The organism is Akkermansia sp. BCRC 18949 (assembly GCF_045011645.1).
In the GTDB taxonomy this organism is placed as follows: domain Bacteria; phylum Verrucomicrobiota; class Verrucomicrobiia; order Verrucomicrobiales; family Akkermansiaceae; genus Akkermansia; species Akkermansia massiliensis.
In genome coordinates, this window is record NZ_CP123619.1 from 451,438 (window position 1) to 470,855 (window position 19,418).

General features: G+C 59.6%; 13 protein-coding genes. 8 read left to right on the top strand and 5 right to left on the bottom strand.

Annotated features, from left to right (window positions below; translation table 11 throughout):
• Positions 1-19 precede the first annotated feature (19 nt).
• The 3 genes from purL to purC form a co-directional block, all read right to left on the bottom strand.
• Positions 20-2,422 (bottom strand): phosphoribosylformylglycinamidine synthase subunit PurL, encoded by a 2,403-nt coding sequence (gene purL / locus P8A25_RS01860; RefSeq protein WP_215443530.1) that lies wholly within the window; start codon positions 2,420-2,422, stop codon positions 20-22.
• Positions 2,423-2,443: 21 nt separating this feature from the next.
• Complete coding sequence (locus tag P8A25_RS01865) at positions 2,444-2,890, bottom strand: hypothetical protein (RefSeq protein ID WP_022397580.1); 447 nt, start codon at positions 2,888-2,890, stop codon at positions 2,444-2,446.
• Positions 2,891-2,965: 75 nt separating this feature from the next.
• The gene (purC, locus tag P8A25_RS01870) at positions 2,966-3,676 is read right to left on the bottom strand and encodes a phosphoribosylaminoimidazolesuccinocarboxamide synthase (protein WP_102731633.1); all 711 of its coding nucleotides are present in this window, start codon (positions 3,674-3,676) and stop codon (positions 2,966-2,968) included.
• Between the two features lie 538 nt (positions 3,677-4,214).
• Here purC and P8A25_RS01875 point away from each other — a divergent pair.
• The 7 genes from P8A25_RS01875 to P8A25_RS01905 all read left to right on the top strand — a co-directional run bounded on the left by P8A25_RS01875 (position 4,215) and on the right by P8A25_RS01905 (position 14,404).
• Positions 4,215-5,813: a hypothetical protein gene (locus tag P8A25_RS01875; protein ID WP_215443531.1), complete on the top strand. Its 1,599-nt coding sequence runs from the start codon at positions 4,215-4,217 to the stop codon at positions 5,811-5,813.
• Positions 5,814-5,944: 131 nt separating this feature from the next.
• Positions 5,945-6,172: a hypothetical protein gene (locus P8A25_RS01880; RefSeq protein ID WP_215458435.1), complete on the top strand. Its 228-nt coding sequence runs from the start codon at positions 5,945-5,947 to the stop codon at positions 6,170-6,172.
• A gap of 201 nt (positions 6,173-6,373) precedes the next feature.
• Positions 6,374-6,721: a hypothetical protein gene (locus P8A25_RS01885; protein ID WP_215443533.1), complete on the top strand. Its 348-nt coding sequence runs from the start codon at positions 6,374-6,376 to the stop codon at positions 6,719-6,721.
• A gap of 110 nt (positions 6,722-6,831) precedes the next feature.
• A complete protein-coding gene (locus P8A25_RS01890) occupies positions 6,832-8,667 on the top strand; it encodes a GreA/GreB family elongation factor (protein ID WP_180971099.1) in 1,836 nt (611 codons plus the stop codon).
• 392 nt (positions 8,668-9,059) lie between these two features.
• The gene (locus P8A25_RS01895) at positions 9,060-9,854 is read left to right on the top strand and encodes a PEP-CTERM sorting domain-containing protein (protein WP_215443535.1); all 795 of its coding nucleotides are present in this window, start codon (positions 9,060-9,062) and stop codon (positions 9,852-9,854) included.
• Positions 9,855-9,933: 79 nt separating this feature from the next.
• Positions 9,934-12,801 (top strand): sulfatase-like hydrolase/transferase, encoded by a 2,868-nt coding sequence (locus P8A25_RS01900; RefSeq protein ID WP_215443537.1) that lies wholly within the window; start codon positions 9,934-9,936, stop codon positions 12,799-12,801.
• 25 nt (positions 12,802-12,826) lie between these two features.
• Positions 12,827-14,404 (top strand): hypothetical protein, encoded by a 1,578-nt coding sequence (locus tag P8A25_RS01905; protein ID WP_180971098.1) that lies wholly within the window; start codon positions 12,827-12,829, stop codon positions 14,402-14,404.
• A gap of 302 nt (positions 14,405-14,706) precedes the next feature.
• Here P8A25_RS01905 and tkt read toward each other — a convergent pair whose 3' ends face one another.
• The gene (tkt, locus tag P8A25_RS01910; RefSeq protein WP_240454352.1) at positions 14,707-16,710 is read right to left on the bottom strand and encodes a transketolase; all 2,004 of its coding nucleotides are present in this window, start codon (positions 16,708-16,710) and stop codon (positions 14,707-14,709) included.
• 201 nt (positions 16,711-16,911) lie between these two features.
• Entirely contained in the window at positions 16,912-17,655 is a 744-nt protein-coding gene (locus P8A25_RS01915; RefSeq protein WP_215443539.1) for an acyltransferase, read from the bottom strand.
• A 264-nt stretch (positions 17,656-17,919) separates the two neighbouring features.
• Here P8A25_RS01915 and P8A25_RS01920 point away from each other — a divergent pair, with 264 nt between their 5' ends.
• Complete coding sequence (locus tag P8A25_RS01920; RefSeq protein WP_022397569.1) at positions 17,920-19,368, top strand: catalase; 1,449 nt, start codon at positions 17,920-17,922, stop codon at positions 19,366-19,368.
• The last annotated feature ends 50 nt before the right edge of the window (positions 19,369-19,418 follow it).

Consider the following 19,418-nt stretch of genomic DNA (forward strand, 5'->3'; position numbering starts at 1 on the left):
AGGTCCCGGTTTTTGGAAATCAATAATAGGGGGTGAGCCCGTCTTTCCAGAGCTTCTTGAGTTTGGCTACGTCGCAGTCCAGCACCTTTTCCCCGCCGCAGCAGGTGGCGGTGAGGCGCTTTTCCTTCGTGACGCTACCGATGCAGGCGCAGGGGAAGCCGGCCATGGCCGCTTCAAAGTCCGCGGCGAATTCCGGGTCCACTTCCACCAGGATGCGGCCCGTGCTTTCACTGAACAGGGGGACTGCCGGGGATTTCCATCCGTTGACGGTCGGCGCCTTCGTGAGGTCCAGCCGTACGCCGCCCTTGCCGGAGAAGGCCATTTCCGCCGCCGTGACGGCCAGGCCGCCTTCGGAGACGTCGTGGGCGGAGAGCACCAGGCCGGAAGTCAGGGCGTTGTAATAGGCCTTGTACAGCTCCATGTTTGCCGCACAGTCCGTTTGGGGGACCTTGCCGTCTTCCACGCCGTGGGTGCGGGCGAAAACGGAGCCTCCCATCTCGTCTTCCGTGTGGCCGATGAGGTACAGCAGGCTGTCGTTCCGCCGCAGGGAGGAGCCGATAACATGGTCCGGACTTTCCACCACGCCGAAGCCGGAGCAGAGGAAGGTGACGGGCACGTTGATGGGGCCGTCTTCCGTTTCAAAGTAGTTGTAGAAGGAGTCCTTGCCGGAGATGAAGGGGGCGTTGTACGCGTCCGCCGCTCTGGCGATGGCCTTCACGCATTCCACCAGGCGGCCGAGTTCCGCCGGGTCTTCCGGGTTGCCCATGCAGAAGTTGTCCAGCAGGCCGATCTTGTCCGGGTTGGAGCCTACCAGGATGAGCTGGCGCACGCATTCGTCCACGGTGCCGGTGCCCATGGCGTAGGGGTCCGTCTTGCCCCATTCCGGAAGAATGGCGCAGGCCATGGCCATGCACTTGTCCGAGCCGTCGATGTCCACCACGGAGCCGTCCTGCGGGGCGTCCGCCTGTGCGCCTGCCAGGGGCTTCAGGATGGTGTTGCCCTGCACTTCATGGTCGTATTCCCGGATGATGGGTTCGCGGGAGACGATGGCGAAGTCTCCCATGACGGTTTCCAGGGATTTGTTCAGGTCCTTGTCCGGGAGGGGCAGGCCCGTGAGGCCCTTGCCGGGGGTGAAGACGGATTCCAGCTTCTTGATGGGGGCGTCATGCAGCTTGGAGTTGTCCAGGCAGCAGACGAGTTCCCCCTTGTGCCAGACTTTCAGGATGCCCGTATCGTCGGAATGGCCCAGGACGGTCAGCTCCGTCTGGAAGGTGTCCGCCAGCTTCTGGAGCTCCGGCAGGTCTTTTTCCTCCACGGCCAGGACCATGCGTTCCTGGGATTCCGACAGGAAGATTTCCCAGGAGATGAGGCCCGGTTCCTTAAGGGGTGCGTTGTCCAGGAAGATTTCCCCGCCCGTGACGGAGAGCATTTCCCCGGCGGCGGAAGAGAAGCCGCCCGCGCCGCAGTCCGTGATGAAGACGATGAGGCCGCGTTCGCGCGCTTCCAGAATGAAGTCCAGCGTTTTCTTTTCCTCAATCGGGTTGCCGATCTGCACGGCGGTGAAGTCCTCTTCGTGGGAGGCTTCGTCCAGCGCGGCGGAGGAGAAAGTGGCCCCCTTGAGGCCGTCGCGTCCCGTGCGTCCGCCGATGACGATCACCTTGAGGCCGGGGCGCATTTCCTTCAGGATGTCCCCGCGGGGAATCACGCCGGCGGTTCCGCAGAAGACGAGGGGGTTGTAAATGTACGTGGGGTCAAACTGGATGGCGCCGTTCACGGTGGGAATGCCCATGCGGTTGCCGTAGTCGCGCACGCCGCGCACCACGCCGCGCATGATGCCCAGGGGGTGGATGACGTCCGGAGCGGTGATGTCCGCCGGATTCGTGTCCGGAGCGCCGAAGCAGAAGACGTCCAGGGAGGCGATGGGCTTGGCGCCCTTGCCTGCGCCCAGAATGTCGCGGATGACGCCGCCCAGCCCGGTGTTGGCCCCGGCATAGGGTTCAATGGCGGAGGGGTGGTTGTGCGTTTCCGCCTTCAGGCAGACGGCCAGCTTGTCGTCCAGGGCGATGAAGCCGGCGTTGTCGTCAAACGCGCTGAGCACGAAGCCCGGCTTGCGTTCCATGATCTTTTCGGAAGGCTTCTTGATGTAGGTCTTGAAGAGGCTGTCCACGGTTTCCGGCGCGCCTCCGTTGACGCTGTGGCTGATGGAGGCGGAGAAGATGCGGTGCTTGCAGTGTTCCGACCAGGTCTGGGCGATCACTTCCAGCTCCACGTCAGTGGGGTCGCGGTCGATTTCGCGGAAAATCTGCTGGACGACTTCCATGTCCTCGCGGGACAGGGAAAGCTTCTGCTTTTTGCTGAGTTCAAGCAGTTCGTCGCTGCTCAGGTCCCTCACGGGAACGGTGCGGTAGGTTTTGGCGGACATGTGGATGGGGAAGGAGAGGGGTTAGGCGATGGTCCAGTTGTGAATGGCGGGGTTGCAGACGTCCTTGGCAAAGCGCGCCGCCAGGGCTTCCTTGTCCCCCTGGCCGAAGACGTACACGCGCTGGGTGATTTTCAGGCCGTCCAGGGTAAAGCCCATGTTCTGGCGGCCGCGGTAGTTTTGCAGGATGGCTTCCTTTTCCAGGTCCAGGGCGCCGGCCTTCATGCCGTAGTCAATCGTGAACAGGGAGTCTTTCAGGATGGGGGCGGCCTGTTCCGTGCATTCCTGGGAAATGGGGTCCACCAGCACACTCAGGAGATATTCGCGGGCTTTTTGTTCGTCCCCGCTGATTTCTACGGTGTAAACGCGGCTGCGGCGGAAGGTGAGGCCGGCATTCAGGGGAGTGTAGAGCAGGGCGTCCGCGTTGGCGGCGGCCTGGAACCGGCTGATAACTTCAAAGTGGAGGGTCATATCGCTCAAGAGTGGTGGTAAAATGAAAAATGGGGGCCGGCGGGAAAACCGGCTCCCATGGGAGGGGAAAGGGACTCAGGCCTTGTTCTGGAGCCGGGAGAGGACTTCCTCGTAAGCTTCCATCACGTTGCCCAGGTCCTGGCGGAAGCGGTCCTTGTCCATCTTCTCGCCGGTCTTGATGTCCCACAGGCGGCAGGTGTCCGGGGAAATCTCGTCCGCCAGCACAATCCGGGAGGGATCTTCCGCCAGGCGCCCGAACTCGATTTTGAAGTCCACCAGCGTCAGTCCGACCTGCTTGAAGAAGTCGATCAGCACGTCGTTTACGATGCGGGCCTGGTCTTTCAGGAAGGCGCATTCCTCTTCCGTGGCGGCGTTCAGTTCACGGGCGTAATCGTCATTGATGAAGGGGTCGCCCAGGTCGTCGTCCTTGTAGGAGAACTCCACGATGGGCTTCTTGAAGGGGGTGCCTTCCTTGACGCCCATGCGGCGGCTGAAGGAGCCGGCGGCGATGTTGCGCACGATCACTTCCAGGGGAAGGATGGAAACCTTTTTCACGTCGATGTTGATGTCGTCCACGTCCGCGACCAGGTGGGTCTTCACGCCCTTGCTTTCCAGCATGCGGTAAATGACCAGGGTGATGGCCTTGTTCATCCTGCCCTTGTTTTCAAACTGGGCCTTCTTGGCTCCGTTTCCGGCGGTGGCGTCGTCCTTGTATTCCATGCGGAGGACGTTGGGATTGTCAGTCGTATAAAGGCGTTTGGCCTTCCCTTCGTAAATAGGTTCCATGATACGTGTTGCGCAGGGGTTGAATGCGTGCGGGGATGTTACGCCACCCTCCCCGCAGGGTCAAGCCACAACTGGACGAAGGAGGGGGCGCCTCCGCGCGCCAAAAATGGAGCGTTCCGGAAAAGGAATGGAACAGAACCCGGAAGGGAGGCGGTGTCTCCGGTTTGCGCATCCCCTCCGTCGCGTGGTGAGGGCCTTCAGGGAGATTGCGGTTCTCCAATGGGGAACGGAATTGACAAGGGCCATCCAACCGGACAAACCCGGTTTTCCGGTCTCTGGACTCGGGTCTTTTCCGGAGAGCCGCAGAGGAGAATTTCTGAAATCCGGCACAAACCGGCGGCCATTATTCTCCTGAATGAAAAAAGCATAATCAACTTGCCACCTGTTTCCGCGGATGTTAGGAAGATGATTGATGTTCAAACTGGCTGTATGTTTCTGGACGGTTCTCGCTCTCACATTTCCGTCCCGGGCGGAGGACACCTGCCATTCCGATGTTGAAAGTTGGAGTACTCTAAGATGCCCGGTTCAGTATTTTGCCGTGGAATCCCAGAACAGCCGCTATTGGACGACCCTTTTTCCGGACAATCCGCCCTTTGCCTATGCGTGCCTGTACCTTCCTTCGTTTGACCGTGAATTCGGCTTTTATCTGGACGGGAACGAACTGTGCTGGGCCAGAGCCATCGGGCCATGCAGCATGCAGATGCTGTCCCAGTTTCCGGTGGCGGATTTCCGGAGTCCCGGGATGAAACAGGCTGCCGTGCTGCTGACCTGCTTGCACTTTCCCGTTTTAGGGAATCTTTTGGAGGGGTGGGACTGTGTTGCCGATACCGTAACGGAAGAAGACCCTTTTGCCGGGCGTAAAAGAAATATGGTTCTGAATTTCCTCCAATTTCGGGAATATCGTGAGCTCTCTGCCGCCTGGGTGGAGGCCGTGGTCAATCCTGTTCTTTACAGTCGCTTATTTGTTAAAAGAGGCCGGACGGCATTAAACCCTGCCGTAGCGGCTGAACTTCGCAAAACGTGGGATGAAGCGGTCACTCGCAGAACTTTCCCCATGGACCTGTACCGCCAGTACGTGACCGGGTGCGACGGGAATTACTGCTACTTCCGCGGGGAGTCCGGCGCTATGGCGGAAGACCTGTGCCGGGGAGAAGGCAGGATGAGGCCGGCCATGAGGTTTCTGGCCTGGGGATTGGCAGACATGGCCATGATGGATGATTTGACCCCGGCAGGGGAGCAATGGGTGATGAAGCAGTGCGCCGCCGTCCGGAAGTATGCCGCAGAAGCGGGTGACGAGCCGCCTCCCATGGTGTCCAGTGAATGGGTGGAGGGATTCAGTAAACGGGTTTGGAAACGAATGGAGCAGGAGGAGGCCGCCCGGGAACGGGAAAAAAGCATGCGCGGGGAGTTTGCAGCTGCGGAAGAGGAGCCGGAAGAAAAAGCGCCCTCCCCGTATTCGGGAGAAAAATATGTCCGTGGGTTCCGGGAGCGTTTTCTGAAGCCTTTGGGAACAAATCCCCTTTGGAAGGATTTGTTCCCGGCGGGGACGGAGGGGAAGCCCGCCGTGTGCTGTTTGCTTCCCGGGCGCGGCATCTGCGGTTTTTATCTGGATGGCCCCCTCATGGGGCGTGCGGAATCCCAGTCACATCATCCCTGGGAGGTTTATGACAGCTGGTTTTTTCACCGGGTACCGGAAAGGGTGCTATTCCCTTATGAGGGCATTCCGGATGCGGAGGGGGATTGTGAAGCCAGGGTGAAGAGGGAGTGGCTCATCGTCGGGAGGGAGATAGGCGGCATGATGGAAGGGCTGCTCACCGGGATTGCCAGGGGGGAGCTGGTGTCCGGAAAAGGGAGAACGGCTCATCACGTGGACGATACCGGCTTTTGCATCGTGCGCGGGGCTGACGGAACGGAGAGGATCATGTCTGCCGCTGATGCTGATTTGGGAACCGTGGTGGAGCTGATGGATTTATTGTATACCATGGACCTGCTGTTTACTTGCGATGAGGATTATTTGAAGGGAATTGTTGAGAAGCGGGCCGTGCTCCAGGGAAGAACGCCGGAGGAAGGGGCGCGGGAATATCGCCGTGAAAGCGGCCTGTGGAGCAGCAGGGGAGGCCGGGCCTGGTGGTTTTAATCCGGGGCCGGAGGGATTTTCCCTGTGTCTTTTCCGGAAACGTCCGGGCTAGGGCTCCGCAGCGGAAGGGCCGGAGATGAATTGCCTTTATTAACTTGCCCATGGTATTCTACTGGTTTAAAAAAATACTGATGTTCAAACTGCTGCTCTGCTTCTGGATGACTTTTTCGCTGGTTCCTTTTCCATCGGCGGCAGATGAGGAGGTAGAAGAAGGAATGACTCTCATTTACCCGGCCCAATATTTCGCATGCGCTTGGGAAGAGGTCTATTGGGGTGACGCCGGCGTTTATTGGGAAATGCTTTTCCCGGAAAATCCCCCCTTTACGTATGCCTGCATTTACCTGGGGTCCTTTGACTAGGAGTTCGGTTTTTATCTGGACGGAACGCTGATGGTCCGGGCTTCTTCCCTGAATTTGAATCCTGCCCAGATGTATTGCAATTGGTTTTTTGAAGGAACTCCTGAAAGGTGCCTTATTCCTTATGAAGGCGAACCATTCTGGATGGATGCCGGGGGCGTGGGCCGGGATTATTCACCCAGGGTGAAACGGGAGTGGATGGATATGGGGAAGGGTTTGTCCCGGCTGATCATCCGGGTCCTGGACGATGCCGCTTCCGGGGAGATTGCCGCCGGGAAGGCGGCGGGGGATTCAGACCCGGATTCCCTGGACATGGTGATCATCCGCGGGACGGACGGAAAAACCAGGATACTGACGCCGCAGGACGAGGGGTTTGAAACCGTGGAGAAGCTGCTGGAGTGTGCGTACAGCGCATACCAGGACGAAAGCGTGAAGGACAGTGCGGGGTATATCATGAAGCATTACGATGTGTTGCGGGGGAAGACTCCGCCGGCGGGAGGGTGCCCCCGCAAAGAGTGCTTTGGAATCAATGGGAGCCGTTTTGACTGGTAGGCGGAAGGGGTTCAGGCAGCCCTTGATGCACTGGCCGTGTGCCTCTACGGGAATTTAGTCTTGATACCGGTAGGGGTGCGCGTATCATGCGCTTTAGTATGCACGCCGACTTGGAGAAATTATTGTCTCTGGGGAAAATCACCCCCTCTCTCGCTGAAAAACTTGATCGCATCGCACCTGGCCGTTACTGCTTCCATACCACCTGGGGCGCCGGCAAAGTCATTTCCTGGAACCTGGCCGCCAAAAAGCTGGTTATTGATTTTGAGGAAAATCCGGAACATGAAGTTGCCTTGGAATTTGCTCCAAAAATTTTGGAGTTCCTCCATGATGACCATTTCCTGGCCAGGCGTTATGAAGATACCGAATCCCTGATCAACCTGTCCGTGGACGATCCGGTGGAACTGGTGCGCGTCACCTTGCAGGGCTACGGCAATTCCCTTACCCCGGAAAAGCTGGAAGCCGCGCTGAAAGGCACCGTGATTGCCGCGGACAAATGGAAGAACTGGTGGGACAAGGTGCGCGCCATGCTCCGTTCCAACGTCCAGTTCATGATGCCTACCCGCAAGGGAGAGCGCATCACGCTCCGCACGAATATTCTTTCCCGCGCCCAGGCCGCCCTGGAGGATTACAACAAGGCCGCGGACCTGAAAGCCAAGGTGCGCGTGCTGGACGGCATCAAGATGGAAACGGTCATGACGGAGCCGGACGCCGTCAACGCCCTGGTTCAGGCGGTGGACGCCGACGTGCGCAACGGCGGAAGCCTGGCTCTTCAGCAGGTGCTGGAGCTGGCCGTGCTCCGGGACGACCTGATCGCCGCCGTGAAGAACACGGAAGCGGCCCAGGCCGCCTACCCCCTCCGTTCCATCGTGGAAGCCAATATCGGCGATGTGGAACGCTTCGCGGAAGTGCTCAATTCCATGCCCGCCGTGCGCCAGAAGCGCGTGTACGTTACGCTGCCCGCCGTCTTTGGAGAAGAGTGGACGCAGAAGGCGCTGGAGCTGTTTGACGCGAGCGGCGCCCGCGCCGTGGGAGAGATTGCCAAGTTCCTGATAGAGGAAGGGCACGACAAGGCCCTGGTCAAGCATTTGAAGCATGAACTGCTGCGCCAGACTCTTCCGGCTGAATCCCTCATCTGGATATGCCGCCAGCGGCATGACGCCTCCAAGCCCCTCTTCGGCCTTCCCGTCGGCATTGCGATGCTTTCCCTGATTGAACAGGACCACATGGACGGCGGCCCCAACCGCATGCTGCGCTTGAAAAACCTGTTTATGGAGGACAAGAACATCATCCAGGAAATGATCAAGGGGCAGGACGTGGCGGAAGTGCGCCAGTTCGCCAAGATGCTGTACAATACCTCCGCCTTCTCCGAACAGGACCGCGGTGCGCTGATGGCCCGCGTGATCAGCGTGTTCCCTGACCTGCACGCCATCGTGCTGGACGCCCTGGTGGATACCTCCGACAAGCCGGAACCGATTTTCGTTTCCTGGGACAGCCTGGAAGCCCGCAAGAAGGAGCTGGAAGAGCTGGTGAATGTGAAGATTCCGGAAAACCTGCACAACAAGAAGATTTCCCGTGCGGAGGGAGACCTCCGTGAAAACGGCGGCTACCAGGATGCCAAGGAAGTGGAAAAGGTGCTCAACCGCCGCCGTTCCGAACTGGAGCATGCGCTGGCGCTGGCCCGCGGCACGGACTTTGCCGTGACGGATACCTCCAAGGCCGCCATGGGGATGAAGGTGACTCTCCAGCCCCTGACCGGAGGGGATGCCGTGGTGTACACCATTCTGGGCGCGTGGGATACGAATCCGGAAAAGCACATTGTCTCCTATCTTTCCCAGGTTGGCAAGGAGCTGACGGGCAGGAGCGTGGGAGACCAGGTGAAGATCGTGCCGATGGACGGCGACAAGAAGAAAGTGTTCACCATTACGAAGATTGAAGCCGCTTTTTAATTTTTAAGAGAGTTGCTTTCCCTTTTGACTAAGGCCTTTAAAAAGGCTCCCCATCCTGAAAGGAGGGGAGCCTTTTTGTTGTTCATGGAAAAACTTTCCATTGTTTCACGGATTTAGAATCCGTGGTCAACAAAAAAGACCAGAGTTCGGATTATTATTTCATTAGTATGAATACCTTAATCAAACAGACTATTGTTTGAATGGGCTGGACAATCTCTCCGGCAAAGATTCATTTTTCAAGGCACAAAAAATAAAACGGCTTATTTTCAATGAGATGCGCAGTATATTTTTTCAGATTTTCTTCTAACATTCATAACGGATTCTAAATTCGTTATTTGTCAAGAAATGGAAGCGGTGTTTCATCATTTCCAATCACATATCCCATTGACACCATGAAGAAAACATTATTCATTCTGGCAACTATGGTTGCGACGGCGGTGGCGGCCGAAGCCTCCACCGTTCTGATCTCGTTCGGGATCAATTCAGGCAATGGCACCGCCGTTGTGGACGGCACGTATCTGGGAGAACCCGGACAGAAAGTGAACAAGATTTCCACGGGACAGAGTAATTCCTATACTTCCGGAACCTTGGTCACTACGGGGGGAGGAAGCACCGGAATCACCCTGACGACGGGAGGACTCTGCTGCGGAGGTCCCGGCGCCATGACCGATGCCGCTGCCAAAGGGTCCGCCCTGGGCCAGGACAACAAGTTTTACGATGTTTTCGGCCAGGATATGACTACCGGCAATCCGATGGGGGGCGCGATCAATCCGATAGGCTCCGCGAACGGCAATTTCACGATGTCCCTGAACAACCTGTCCGCCGGCACCTACACGCTGACCATGCTGGTGGGACGCGGAAACAACTACGGTGCGGGCAACACTTCTTCCTTCAGCCTTGACGGCGCCGGAATCTCCAACATTTCCGCCAGCCTGGACGATTACTCCACCGGGTCCGGCGCTACGCTGAACGGCGCCACCGTCACGGGCAACACGCATACCGGAGACTGGATGCTGATTACTTACACGTTTGACGTGGCGGCGGATGGCACCCGGCTTGATATCCAGTCCCAGGGAGGTACCGGCAACATCAATGCCCTGGCGCTGACCTCCGTTCCGGAACCGGCCACGGCCAGCCTCGGCCTGCTGGGCCTGGGCGTTCTGCTGATGCGCCGCAGGCGCGCGTAACGTTTGTTCTTCATGCAGGCGCCGGCCGTTCGCGAATGGAACAGTCGGCGCCTTCCTGTTTACGGAAGAGGAAATCACCATGAGAAAGCTGAATTGGTGCGGATGGGTTCCGGCTGTGCTGGCCGCCTGCTCCCTGGCGCATGCGGAAGAAATAGGGATAGGAGTGCTGAACGGAACTGCGGCCACGGAGGCGGCGTTCCGGCAGGCGGAGCCCGGAACCCTGGCGGAGGAAGGAAAAACATGGAATTTCATCAAGCCTGCGGCGAATGCCGCTACGACCGTTTCCTCCTTGAAAACTGCGGCGGGAGTGTCCACGGAAGCCTCCTGCGCCATCAATCCGGGTTATTGCGCCAGCAACGGCATTTTTGCGTCGGGCAGGAACCGTGATTATTTGCTCATGGATTCCTGGGCCGGTATCCGGGGAACGGAAAACGTCGTGATTTCCCGGCTTCCCGATTCCATGGCGGAATACTGCCATGTGGAAATTTACGGGGATTGCAATGACTCGGACCGGGACATGCTTTATACGGTTAACGGCCTCACCGGCACCATCCAGGACCGCGGCACGTTTTCCGGCGCGTTTCAGGAAGGAGGCAACAAGCTGACGCTGAAGTATGTGCCGGTCACCGGAGGAACGATTACCATTACGGGCAACGGGGCCTCCCAAACGCGTTCCGCCATCAATGCGGTCCGCCTGACGGCTCCTTCTCCCGGCATCGTGACTTTTACGGCGACTCCTTCAGAGGTCATGGAAGATTCAACCTCCGGAGCCGTCCTGAGCTGGAAAACCTGGAAGTGCGGAGCGGTCACGCTGAGCACCAGGGACGGCCGGGATATTCCGGCCACTACGGAAGACGGCACGGGTTCCGTCACGGTAAAGCCTGACGCCACCACGACCTACATTCTCAGCGCCGCCTGTGAGGACGGAACCGTTTCCAAGGAAGAAGTGACGGTGACCGTCAGGAAGCAGGAACCGGAAATCCTTCTCTTTGAATCCGACAAAAAGAGGGTTGCTCCCGGCAGTGATGAGAAAGCCACTCTGACATGGAGCACGGTGAAAGCGGAAAGCCTCGCCCTGACCGCCAATGGCGCGGAGATTCCCATCACCAGCACGGCGGGAGCCGGCAGTGTTCAGGTGTCTCCCGCGGAGACGACGCAGTACACGCTGACGCTGACCGCGGCGGACGGCACGGAGAAGAGCAAGTCCCTGATTATTTCCGTTCTGGCGGAGAACACGCCCAACGTCCTGGTGTTCCTGGTGGACGACATGGGCTGGCAGGATACGTCCGTGCCATTTTATTACAAGGACGGCCAGCCCGTCGTTACGGAGCTGAACGCCTTTTATAAAACGCCCTCCATGGAAAGGCTGGCGGCGCAGGGGATGAAGTTCACGAATGCCTATTCGTGCCCTTTGTGTTCTCCGGGCCGCACGTCCCTGATGACGGGCAAGACCTCCGCCCGTCACCGGGTCACCAACTGGACGGCCGTGAATGCCCCCACGCTGAATGAATACAGCGGCGGTCTTCCCCACATCCGTGCTCCCCAGTGGAACATGGCAGGGATGAGCCAGCAGGAAATTCCTCTCCCCCGCGTGCTGAAGGATGCCGGCTACCGGACCATCACGGTGGGAAAGGCCCACTTCGCCCCGTCCAACCAGCTTTATTCCAATCCAGCCAACCTGGGATTTGACGTCAACATAGCCGGCTGCTCCGCCGGACAGCCCGCCTCCTACCGGGGAGAGGATCAGTTCGGCTCCGGGAACACCCATGTTCCTGACCTGGAGGAATATTACGGAACCACTGCGGCGGAAGACAGGAAGAGGAATTTCCTGACAAATGCCCTGACGCTGGAGATGAAGAAGCAGATCAAGGCCGCCGTGGATGAGAATGCGCCTTTCTTCGCGTACATGACCCATTACGCCGTCCACCAGCGGCACGACCAGCCGGACCCCAACGGGGACTACGATACTTATCCCTCGGGCACGTCCTTTGAACCGGGAGTTTCCATCGGCGGCAATCTCCGCAATTTCGGCACCCTGATCGGCGGCATGGACAAATCCCTGGGGGATCTGATGGATTACCTCAAGGAACTGGGCGTGGCCAACAGGACGCTGGTCATTTTCATGTCCGACAACGGCGGAGACGCTCCCATCCAGCAGAGCTATAGCGGAGATATTCCATGGCTTGAGAAAATCAGCGCCGTAGCTCCTCTGAGAGGGCGCAAAGGCAGCCGTTACGAAGGGGGAACGCGCATCCCGATGATCGTGGGCTGGGCGGAGGTCGATTCCTCCAGCCCCATCCAGCAGGAATATCCCATTCCGCAGAATTCCGTGAACCATGACATCGTGGCGATTTGGGACATTTATCCCACCATTCTGAATATGCTGAAGCTGAAGGTTCCGGTGGGCCATCAGGTGGACGGGGAGGACATCAGTCCCTATTTCCGGGGGGATTCTTCCTTCCACCGCACCCAGAAGATATTCCAGCATTTCCCGCACCACCATTCCTACGCCAATTTCTATTCCACCTGCCGGGAAGGAGACTGGAAGGTCATTTACAATTATATGGACCAGTACGCCCATACGGATTTGTATTCCGGCAACGGCTACAGGACCGCGGGCCGCTTCCCGTGGCAGCTTTTCAATCTGAAAGACGACATCGGAGAGAGCAATGACCTGGCCCAGGACCCGGCGCAGCAGGAACGCCTGATGCGCATGGCGCGCTCCCTGATCCGGGAACTCCGTCAGGCGGATGCGCAATATCCCGTCCTCACCAGGAACGGCCAGGCGGTGGGGACGGCCTACATCCGCATGCCTGATTTCCCGGACGTGGATTCCGACGGCGACGGCGTTCCCGACCTTGTGGAGGACGCCAACGGCAACGGCGTCATCGATCCCGGTGAAACGGACCCGGATGATGCTTCCTCCTTCGTTCCCATCCGGCAATAAACTTTTCACCAACTGGACAAGACTCATGAAGAAAACACGTTGTTTTTCCGTTCTTCCCGGTCGTCTGCGTCTTCTCAGGATTGGCCTTGGGTCCGCCGCCTTCCTCTCCGGGGCCCTTCTGCTGGCGGATGTGCTGGTCAATGCCGGCGGCGGCTCCAGCAATGCGGACAAGACGGGCAACGGCGGCGGCATATTGGATTACGGGCAGGTCACTTTTTCCGGCTCCGCCTCCTATGAAAATAACACGGTGCGCGGCTTCTCCCAGGGCGGAGCGGTTTACGCAGGTTCCGTAGTCCAGCAGGCCGCCGTTTCCTTTACCGGCAACAGGGCGGAGGGCGGCAGCGGCGGCGCGCTCTACAGCCGCGGGAACGTGCAGGTAGCGGCGGGTTCCTCCTTTTCCGGCAACGCGGCGGCCCACAACGGGGGCGCCCTGTGCCTGGATGCCAATGACGGGGAGGAGGAGCGCACCGTGAACGTGGAAGGCGGCTGTTCCTTTACCGGAAACAGCGCCGGAAACCTGGGGGGCGCCGTTTACGTTTCCGGCGGCAGCGCGGAGGCTCCCACCGTGCTCAACCTCCGGTCCACGGATTCCACCCGCCCCGTTTCCTTCAGCGGCAATTTCCGGGGGCGTTCCGCGGGAGCCTCCACGGGCGGCGTGCCCAATTCCATCACGGTCATGGGCCATGTGCGCCTGGTGATGCATGCGGACCCGGATTGCCTGGTCAGCATGGAAGACCCTCTTTATTCCTTCGCCGGGTATTCCTCCACCTCCAGCTTGAGAAAGACGGGGGAAGGAACGCTGGGCTTAGGCGGCATTTCCTTGTGCCATTTTCCGGTGAGCGTGGAAGGCGGAACGGTGCGGCTCGGCACGAACGCCGGCGTGCGCGGAATGACGCGGCTGGACGTGGCCGCAGGGGCATGCCTGTCCTTCTCTCTCCCCCGGAACCCTAGCCAGGAGGCCAAGTGGAGCGCGGAGGGGCCAGTGTCTCTGGATAGCACGGCGGAAATCCGCGTGGCTCTCCCTGTCATGGCCGGGAAGGAACAGGAACAGAGCTGGAAGCTGGTGGAAGGGACCACTCTTTCCATGGCGGCTCTTCCCTCCGTTTCCTATGACGCCGCCAGTGCGGAAGCCTGGAAGAGTGAGGGTTCTTTTTCCCTGAAACAGGAGAATACGGCGGGAAAAAGCGCCCTGGTGCTCGCTTGGACGCGTACGCCTTCCCCGTATGACCAATGGAAGAAGGACCATTTTGCCGACGGAACGCCGGAGGACCAGACTGTCCCGGACGCCTGTCCCGCGGGCGACGGCATCACCAACCTGATGAAGTATGCCGCGGGGCTGGACCCGAACAAGCCCTGCGGAAGCGTCACGAGGCTGGCGGTCAGGGAGGAAAACGGGGAATGCCGCCTGGTGCTGGAATGGCCGGTGAATACGGCGGCCACGGACGTGACGTTCAGCGTGGAAAGCACGGAAGACCTGGTTACCTGGAGGGAGGAAGCGACGGTCGAGCCATCCGGAGACCGTGCCGAATACCTTGATTCCATAGTGATTGACGGCAACGCGCCGACGCGGCGGTTCCTGAGGCTGAAGGTGTCGCGGGAATAAGGTGAAGGCTGTCCATTTTTTATCCTGAACCGCCTGGTGAGTGGATCCAGAGGATGAATGATGCCGGCCTTCCTTTCCGGGATGCCGGAGGCACAATCCCCGCGGCATGTGGAAATAGCCGGGTTTAATGGGTTGGCCAGTTCATATTCATACGGAGAAAGACGGAGCTTGCGGACAGAGGGGGTGTTGGGTGGGGTTTCATCAACCCTTTTCCGGGGGATGTTCTGGCGGGTCATGAAAAAGGGCTGTTCCGCCGGATGCGGGACAGCCCCTGAAAAGGAATGGCGGTTAAACGCCGCAGATTATTTGGAGAGCACCTTTTGGACGGCGGCAACGACGTTGTCCACGTTCATGCCGAGCTCGTCCAGAACTTGCGCTCCGGGTGCGGAGAAGCCGAAGCGGTTGATGCCCACGGCTTCGCCCTGGCAGCCCAGGTATTTCCACCAGAGGTCCGTGACGCCGGCTTCCACGGAAACCCTCTTCGCGCAGGAGGGGGGAAGCACGCTTTCCCGGTATTCGGCAGATTGCTTGTCAAAGCGGAAGAAGCTGGGCATGGAAACCACGCGGATTCCTTCTCCGGTTTTTTCCGCCGCCTTCAGGGCCAGTTCCAGTTCGGAACCGCTGGCAAGGATAATGGCCTTCAAGGTTCCCTGTTCCTTCCGGGCTACGTAGCCGCCTTTCAGCACGCCTTCCCGGCGCGTTTCCACGGGAATATTGTTCAGGGTCGCTACCTTCTGGCGGGTCAGGATGAGGGCGGTGGGGCCGTCGGCGCGCTGCATGGCGGCCATCCAGGCTCCTGCGGTTTCTTCTGGGTCCGCCGGGCGGATGACGTCCAGGTTCGGGATGACGCGGAGGCCGGAGACGGTTTCCACCGGCTGGTGGGTGGGGCCGTCTTCGCCCACGGCCACGGAATCGTGCGTCAGGATGTAGGTGACGGGCAGGCCGCTGAGGGCGGCCACGCGGATGGCGGCGCGCATGTAGTCCACAAAGACGCAGAACGTGGCGGCGCTCACGCGGAACAGGCCGTCATAGGCGATGCCGTTGCAGATGGCGGCCATGGCATGTTCACGGATGCCGAACCAGAAGTTGCGCCCTTCCGGGGTTTCCGCGGAGAAGTCCCCCGCGCCGGAAAGGTAGTTTTTATTGGAGCTGTACAGGTCCGCGCTGGTGGTCAGGAACCAGGGGTCCGCCTTGGCGATGGCGTTGATGGCGACGGCTCCGGCGGAACGCGTGGCGTCGCTGTAGTCCTGCGGGAAGGCGGGGATGGCCTTGTCCGAGTCCGCGGGATTGACGCCCCTGGCGCAGGCGCAGATGCCGGAGTCCAGTTCCGCGGCCAGTTCCGGATAAGCCCGGCGCCATTGTTCGTAGGTGGCGTTCCAGGCGTTGAAAGCTTCTTCCCGTCTGGCCTTGAGGTCCGTGAAGGCGCTGCGGACGTCTTCGGAGACGTAATAGCGTTCCCCGGCAGGAATGCCCCAGTTGGCGTGGGCTTCTTCCTGGAGCTTGGCTCCGCCTTCCCCGTGGCCCTTCGTGGTGCCTTCAATGCCGGGGATGCCTTTGCCGATTATCGTTTTGGCGATGATGAGCTGGGGCTTGCCGTTCCTGGCGTTTTTGGCGGCTTCCACCGCTTCCGCGATGGCCTTGAGGTCGTGCCCGTCGATCTGGCGCACGTCCCAGCCCAGGGCTTCATACACGGCGCGCGGGTCGGCAAGCTGGGTGCGTTCCGCGGGGGCGTCCAGCGTGATGTCGTTGGAATCGTAAATGAGAATGAGGTTGTCCAGCTTCAGGACGGCGGCCAGGGCGAGGGATTCGCGGGCCACGCCTTCCTGGAGGCAGCCGTCCCCCGTGAGGCAGAAGATGTGCTGGGTGAAGATGTCCATGCCGGGCTTGTTGAACCGAGCAGCGGCGCGCCTGGCGGAGAGAGCGAAGCCTACGGCGTTCGCAATGCCCTGTCCTAGCGGCCCCGTGGTGCATTCCACGCCTTCCGTATCCCGGAATTCCGGGTGGCCGGGCGTGATGGAGCCCTTGTGGCGGAAGCCCTTGAGGTCTTCAATGCCGATGTTGAATCCCGACAGGTGCAGCCAGCCGTAAAGGAACATGGAGCCGTGGCCGGCGGAGAGAATGAAGCGGTCACGGTTGAGCCAGCGGGGCTGCGCGGGGCAGATGTTGAGCAGATCGCCGAACAGGACGGCCCCGATTTCGGCGCACCCCAGCGGCAGGCCCAAGTGGCCGGATGCGCAGTCGTGAACGGCATCCATGGCAAGTCCCCGCGCCTGGTTGGCGGCTTTTTGGAGAAGGTCAAGATTCATGCCCGGGCAATATGAGCAGATCAGCCCCATATTGGAAGCCTAAAATGCGTCTCCGGCAACAGGGCGGAGCGGGGGAAAAGCATTGAAGATGGAAGCGCCGGGCATCTCCGGTCCGCATGCCGCGGCGCCCCCTGCGGCACATGGCCCGGCATGCGCAGGCGGTTCAGGCCATGAAGCTGCGGAGGAACGTGTTGGGCGTCCTTAGCCCATTTCTCTTTCACGGCTCCATTTGACCCCGTTTTTGATGACCTTGGCCGGGTTTCCCGCCAGAACGGTGAATTCCTCCCGGAAGGATTTGGTGACGACCGATTGCAGGCCGACAACCGTATTTGCCGGGATGATGGCATTTTTGGTGAAGGTTGCCCCCTGCCCGATCCAGCAGTGGTCGCCGATGAGGACGCCCTGCGGCTGGTCGTTGAGCAGTTCCCCCGTCTCGGCATCCATCAGGCGATGGGAGTCGTTTGCCCAGATGGTGATTCCGGAGGACAGCATGCAATCGTTGCCAATGTGGCATTTGCCGCCCACAAGCATGACCGCTAATCCTTCGATGCTCGTCGAATGGCCGATGGACAGGGCGCTTCCGGATGCAGCTGCCAGAATGCTGACATTGTTCCAGTGGCTGTGCCCGGACGACGAGGAGCCGAATTCGATTTTCGCGCCGCGGACATGTTTCCAGATGTGGATGGAGATATTGTTTAAGGAGAGCGGAGCATGGAAGATGAGCGTGTTGTGCTCTCCCTCAATGTTCAGCCGGACGGACCCCGGTATCTGGTACGGCTCGACAAGCTGTTTTTCGCCGGAAGGAAGAATGAGAAAAATGCGGTTTCCCACCGGGTTTACATAACCTTCCCCTCCCTCCTTCAAACCCAGGCGGACGCGGCGCTTCTTTCTCGTTTGCGGAGAAAGAGATAGGTTGCAATAGATTGTTGCAAGAAAACGGTTCATGAGGAAAGCCCCGATTCTTCATCGAGAAAGGCACTCTCCCGGATTCTCCATTCAGGGTCAAGCGGAAAATGGCGCAATGGCCTTGGCCCCGTTGCCTGGAGGCAGCCGCCGGGAGGGCTTGGCTTCATGGGGTACGCCATGCGCCGTTTTCCCGTCCCGCGAAGGAAGGCCGCAAGCAAGTTGTTTGCCTTTCCGGGATTTGAAAGAAACTTTGTTGACACCCTTGAAAAAATTAGTTTATAATAATTCTAACTAAAAGACGCCATGAGTGACCAAAAGAATTTAACGACCTCCGTCGGAGCGCCCGTTCCGGATAACGAAAACGTGCTCACGGCCGGCCCCCGCGGCCCCATGCTGCTCCAGGACGTCTGGTTCCTGGAAAAGCTGGCCCATTTCGACCGGGAAGTGATCCCGGAACGGCGCATGCATGCCAAGGGCTCCGGCGCCTTCGGCACGTTTACCGTGACGGGGGACATCACCCGTTACACGAAGGCTGCCATGTTTTCCGGAATTGGCAAGAAGACCGACCTGCTGGTGCGGTTTTCCACCGTGGCCGGGGAACGGGGAGCGGCGGACGCGGAGCGCGACATCCGCGGCTTTGCCATCAAGTTTTACACGGAGGAGGGAAACTGGGACCTGGTGGGCAATAATACCCCGGTTTTCTTCCTGAGGGATCCGCTCAAGTTCCCGGACCTGAACCACGCCATCAAGCGCGACCCGCGCACCAACATGAGAAGCGCGCGGAACAACTGGGATTTCTGGACTTCCCTGCCGGAGGCTTTCCACCAGGTCACCGTCGTGATGAGCGACCGCGGCATTCCTTCCTCCTACCGCCACATGCACGGGTTCGGCAGCCATGCGTTCAGCATGCTGAACGCGGACAATGAGCGGGTATGGGTGAAGTTCCACCTGAAAACCCAGCAGGGCATCAAGAACCTGACGGACGCGGAGGCGGAAGCGATTATCGCGAAGGACCGGGAGAGCCACCAGCGGGATTTGTATGAGAGCATTGAGCGGAAGGATTTCCCGCGCTGGACGATGTACATCCAGGTGATGACCCAGGAGCAGGCCAAGGCATGCCCCTTCAATCCGTTTGACCTGACCAAGGTATGGCCGCACGGGGATTACCCCCTCATGGAGGTGGGCGTGCTGGAACTCAACCGGAACCCGGACAACTATTTCGCCCAGATTGAGCAGGCGGCGTTCAACCCGGCCAACGTCGTTCCCGGCATCGGCTTTTCCCCGGACAAGATGCTCCAGGGGCGCCTGTTCTCCTACGGGGACGCCCAGCGGTACAGGCTGGGGGTGAACCATAACCAGATTCCGGTGAACGCCCCCCGCTGCCCGTTCCACAGTTACCACCGGGACGGCATGATGCGTGTGGACGACAATGCGGGAAGCACGCTGGGCTATGAGCCGAACAGTTACGGGGAGTGGCAGGAACAGCCGGAGTTCCGGGAACCGCCGCTGGAGCTGGACGGCGCGGCCTGGCACTGGGATTTCCGCGAGGATGACGACGATTATTATTCCCAGCCCCGCGCCCTGTTCCGGCTGATGAATCCGGAGCAGAGGGAGGCCCTGTACGGCAATACCGCCCGCGCCATGGGCGACGCGCCGGACTTTATCAAGCAGCGCCACATCGACCACTGCATGCAGTGCGACCCCGAATACGGGGAAGGAGTGGCCAAGGCCCTCGGCATGTTCAAGGGATAGTCAAATTTGGGTGTTCCGGGCGGAAGTTTCTCCGGAAGGGGAGGCTTCCG

What these genes read in the sequence shown, in the direction of transcription:
- purL (WP_215443530.1), bottom strand. Translation starts at nt 2,422, where the DNA reads ATGTCCGCCAAAACCTACCGCACCGTTCCCGTGAGGGACCTGAGCAGC.
- P8A25_RS01865 (WP_022397580.1), bottom strand. Translation starts at nt 2,890, where the DNA reads ATGACCCTCCACTTTGAAGTTATCAGCCGGTTCCAGGCCGCCGCCAAC.
- purC (WP_102731633.1), bottom strand. Translation starts at nt 3,676, where the DNA reads ATGGAACCTATTTACGAAGGGAAGGCCAAACGCCTTTATACGACTGAC.
- P8A25_RS01880 (WP_215458435.1), top strand. Translation starts at nt 5,945, where the DNA reads ATGTTCAAACTGCTGCTCTGCTTCTGGATGACTTTTTCGCTGGTTCCT.
- P8A25_RS01885 (WP_215443533.1), top strand. Translation starts at nt 6,374, where the DNA reads ATGGGGAAGGGTTTGTCCCGGCTGATCATCCGGGTCCTGGACGATGCC.
- P8A25_RS01895 (WP_215443535.1), top strand. Translation starts at nt 9,060, where the DNA reads ATGAAGAAAACATTATTCATTCTGGCAACTATGGTTGCGACGGCGGTG.
- P8A25_RS01900 (WP_215443537.1), top strand. Translation starts at nt 9,934, where the DNA reads ATGAGAAAGCTGAATTGGTGCGGATGGGTTCCGGCTGTGCTGGCCGCC.
- P8A25_RS01905 (WP_180971098.1), top strand. Translation starts at nt 12,827, where the DNA reads ATGAAGAAAACACGTTGTTTTTCCGTTCTTCCCGGTCGTCTGCGTCTT.
- tkt (WP_240454352.1), bottom strand. Translation starts at nt 16,710, where the DNA reads ATGAATCTTGACCTTCTCCAAAAAGCCGCCAACCAGGCGCGGGGACTT.
- P8A25_RS01915 (WP_215443539.1), bottom strand. Translation starts at nt 17,655, where the DNA reads ATGAACCGTTTTCTTGCAACAATCTATTGCAACCTATCTCTTTCTCCG.
- P8A25_RS01920 (WP_022397569.1), top strand. Translation starts at nt 17,920, where the DNA reads ATGAGTGACCAAAAGAATTTAACGACCTCCGTCGGAGCGCCCGTTCCG.